This is a genomic window from Streptomyces rectiviolaceus (assembly GCF_039533825.1).
Taxonomy (GTDB): domain Bacteria; phylum Actinomycetota; class Actinomycetes; order Streptomycetales; family Streptomycetaceae; genus Streptomyces; species Streptomyces rectiviolaceus.
Map to the genome: position 1 here is coordinate 1 of NZ_BAAAUG010000227.1, position 3594 is coordinate 3594.

Genomic DNA, 3594 nt, shown 5'->3' on the forward strand with positions numbered 1-3594 from the left:
CCCCAGGGACAGGGGCGGCAGCCGCAGCCCGCTGTTCCCGGCACGCCGGTAGGACAGGCGGCCGTAGCGGCCTTCGTCGGCTGAGTAGGTCATCCGGCACCTTCCTCGGGGGATCGGCAAGAGCGGCCGGGAAACCACCATGCCGACCGCGTCGGGGCCCCTGGTCCGGCTGTGTGCCTTTGGGGGTGACCCCATGTGTCTCAAGTCGTATCACCCGCCTTCCCGCGTTTCCCAGCTCCTACGTTGCTGAGCTCAGACCGCGATGACCCGAGGCGGGAGAACCCGATGACTGAGCTGATGGTGGACAGGGGTGCCGAGGAGCTGCTTGACCGCACCTCCGAGGTGGTGCGCAGGTCCAGGGGCCGCGCGGTCGGTGTCCTGGTCGACGCGTACGGGACAGGCAACTACCTGCCTGCGGCGTTCAATCGACTGGGCGTCGACGTGATCCACGTGCAGAGCACCGCCGAGCCGATCTCCCGGATGCAGCCGTGGGACCGATCCGCATATCTCGACTGGCTGGTCTACGACCCGGACGGCGGCACCGAACAGGCCCTCAAGGAGGCCGGGGTACGTTTCGTGCTGCCCGGCCAGGAACCGGGTGTGCTGCTCGCGGACCGGCTGAGCGAGGCGCTGGACGTGCGCACCAACGGAACCACGTGCTCCGACGCGCGTCGCGACAAGCACAAGATGATCGAGACGGTCTCCGCGGCGGGGCTGCGCACCGCGCAGCAACTACTCACCGATGACGTGGAAGAGGCCGTCGCGTGGGCCGAGGCCAACGGGCACTGGCCCTGTGTGGCGAAGCCGCTGGCGTCCGCATCCACCGACGGCGTCACCGTCTGCCGCAACGCCGAGGCGCTGCGCGACGCGTTCCGGTCGGTGCTGTCCAGCACCACCGTGTTCAACGGCGTCAACACCGAGGTGCTCGTGCAGAGTTACCTGGAGGGCACCGAATACATCGTCGACAGCGTGAGCGTCGACGGCCATCCCTACATCTGCGGTGTCTGGCGCTACGAGAAGCGCCTGCTGGCCAACGGCAAGCCCATCTACAACCGCGACATCCTGCTGCCGTCGGACACTCCGGTGGTCGCGGATCTGGTCGCCTACACCCGTACCGTCCTCGACGTCCTGCGTATCCAGCACGGCCCCGCGCACACCGAACTGATCGTGACCGAGGCCGGTCCGGCCCTGGTCGAGGTCGGCGCCCGGGTCAACGGGCATCTGCACCCCGCCTTCCACGACAGGGCCATCGGCGTGAACAGCGCCGACCTGACGGCGTTGGCCTACCTCCGCCCCCAGGACTTTCTCGCCCGCTACGCGGACGGGGTCTACGAGCGGCGTCAGCCTGCCGCCGTCTACAACGCTCCGACATCGCTGTCCGGCACCGTGGTCTCGGTCGACGAGGCCTTGGTCCAGGAGATCCGCGACCGGCCGTCGGTGGTGGACCTGGTGGTCAAGCGGGGGCCCGGTGATGTCATCGTGCCCACCCATGACCTGCTGACCAGTCCGCTGCGGGTGTTCCTGACGCATGCGGACCCCGTCACGCTGGAGATCGACTACCGGTTCATCGAGTCCGTTCGCGAATCGATCTTCCAGGTCCGGCAGCCGGGCTCCCGGGCCGCCTGCGGCGTGGTGTGACCTTCGGGCACCGCGACCCGGCGGCGCCCGCTCCGCTGTTCATCTTCCTACTGGTTCCCGCTGGTCGAGGCGCCGGTCGACTTACGGAAGGATCCATCCCCCATGCTCACACAGTCGCCTCCGCAGACCACGGCACGGCAACTCTCCCTGGAGATACGGCGCAAGGTCATCGAGATGAGCGCCTCCCCCAACGGCGTACACATCGGCGGCAGCATGTCGATCGCCGACCTCCTTGCCGTGCTCTACGCCGAGGTGCTGCGCGACCCGGCGGGCGAGGGCCCGTCGGGCGATCGTGACCATCTGATCCTGAGCAAGGGGCAGGCTTCCGCGGGGCTCTACGCGGTGCTCGCCGCTACCGGGGTCATCCCGGAGTCGGAGTGCGCCACCTACGCCGAAGAGGGCAGCCGGCTGGGCGGTCACCCCATGAAGCGTCTTCCCGGAGTGGACTTCTCCACGGGTGCTCTGGGGCACGGGCTCCCCCTGGCCCTGGGTGTCGCCCTCGCAGGCCAACGCTTCGGCCACGACAAGCGGGCCTTCGTGATCCTTGGTGACGGGGAGCTGCAGGAGGGTTCCAACTGGGAGGCGGCGATGGCAGCGGCGCATCATGGCGCCGACAACCTGATCGCGATCGTCGACCGGAACGGCTGGCAGATCAGCGGCCGCACCGACGACTGCATGTCGCTGGAGCCGCTGGCCGACAAGTGGGCCGCCTTCGGCTGGCGCGTGCTCGGCATCGACGGGCACGACCACGACCAGATCCGTGCGGCGCTGACCATGCCCGTCGAGCCGGGCCGGCCGACGGTCGTCATCGCCCGGACGGTCAAGGCGCGTGGAGTGCCGGGGCTGCAGGACACCAAGCAGAGCCATTCGGCGACCCTCGACGCCTCGGCACGGCGACAGGCGCTGGCCGTCCTGGAGGGTGACCGGGCATGAGCACCGACATCGCGGTGCGTCGCACCGTGGCGGAAGTCCTCGACCACGTCTGGGAGAACCGCTCGACGATCGAGAGCCGCAACGCGTACGCCATGATGCTGCTCGCGCTCGCGCGGGAGAACCCGAACCTGGCGTGCCTGACCGCCGACATGAACTTCGAGGACCACTTCGCCGTCGAACTGCCGCGTCAGCACGTGGACCTCGGTATCGCGGAGCAGAACATGATGGGTGTGGCCGCCGGCATGACGGTGTCCGCCCGCCCGGTGTTCGCCAACGGCATGAGCCCCTTCGCCATCGCCCGTGCCTACGAACAGATCAAGATCGATGTGGCAGGTGCGAACCTGCCGGTCAAGATCGTGGGTACGCACGCGGGTCTCGCGTCGGGTCACTACGGCCCGACGCATCACTCGCTCGAGGACATCGGTATGACCCGGATGCTGCCGAACATGACGGTGGTGGCGCCCGCCGACGCCTGGGAGACGGCGCAGGCCACCGTGGCGATCGCGGAAGACCCGGGGCCGACGTACCTGCGGCTGGGGCGCCAGGTCACGGCCCCGCTGTACGAGGAGCGCGCCGCGTTCGTGCTCGGCAGGGCGAGGGTCATGCGGGAGCCCGGCCGTGTGCTGTTCGTCGCCACCGGCCCGCATCCCAACCTGGTCGCGGCCCAGGCGGCCCGTGAGCTCGCCGTACAGGGCGTGAGCGCCGGGCACCTGAACATGCACACGGTCAAGCCGCTCGACCGGGAGGCCGTGCTGCACGCGAGCGCCAACGCCGAGGTCGTGGTGACCATCGAGGACCACCGGGCGCTGGGCGGCCTCGGGGCTGCGGTGTGCGAGGTGGTGGCCGAGGTCGGCGGGCCCCCGGTGCGACGGATCGGCGTGCCGGACATCCACTACGACCTGGTGGGCGGGGAGGAGTACTTGTTGCACCACGCCGGGATCACGGTGAGCAACGCCGTGACCCAGGCGCTGGACGTTCTGGCGTGAGTCGTTCCGCCACGCTGCTCGGGCGGCGTGGCGGAAC

At 69.4% G+C, this 3594-nt stretch carries 3 protein-coding genes; all 3 read left to right on the forward strand.

The features are described from left to right. Window positions 1-285 precede the first annotated feature (285 nt). The 3 genes from ABD378_RS42855 to ABD378_RS42865 all read left to right on the forward strand — a co-directional run bounded on the left by ABD378_RS42855 (window position 286) and on the right by ABD378_RS42865 (window position 3557). Entirely contained in the window at window positions 286-1638 is a 1353-nt protein-coding gene (locus ABD378_RS42855) for an ATP-grasp domain-containing protein (RefSeq protein WP_344530746.1), read from the forward strand. A 102-nt stretch (window positions 1639-1740) separates the two neighbouring features. Beyond that, window positions 1741-2571, forward strand: a complete 831-nt coding sequence (locus tag ABD378_RS42860; RefSeq protein WP_344530748.1) for a transketolase — start codon at window positions 1741-1743, stop codon at window positions 2569-2571. Beyond that, the gene (locus tag ABD378_RS42865; RefSeq protein ID WP_344530750.1) at window positions 2568-3557 is read left to right on the forward strand and encodes a transketolase family protein; all 990 of its coding nucleotides are present in this window, start codon (window positions 2568-2570) and stop codon (window positions 3555-3557) included. The genes ABD378_RS42860 and ABD378_RS42865 overlap by 4 nt, the downstream gene beginning before the upstream one ends. The last annotated feature ends 37 nt before the right edge of the window (window positions 3558-3594 follow it).

Coding starts and splice junctions, on each gene's coding strand:
- ABD378_RS42855 (WP_344530746.1), top strand. CDS start 286: ATGACTGAGCTGATGGTGGACAGGGGTGCCGAGGAGCTGCTTGACCGC.
- ABD378_RS42860 (WP_344530748.1), top strand. CDS start 1,741: ATGCTCACACAGTCGCCTCCGCAGACCACGGCACGGCAACTCTCCCTG.
- ABD378_RS42865 (WP_344530750.1), top strand. CDS start 2,568: ATGAGCACCGACATCGCGGTGCGTCGCACCGTGGCGGAAGTCCTCGAC.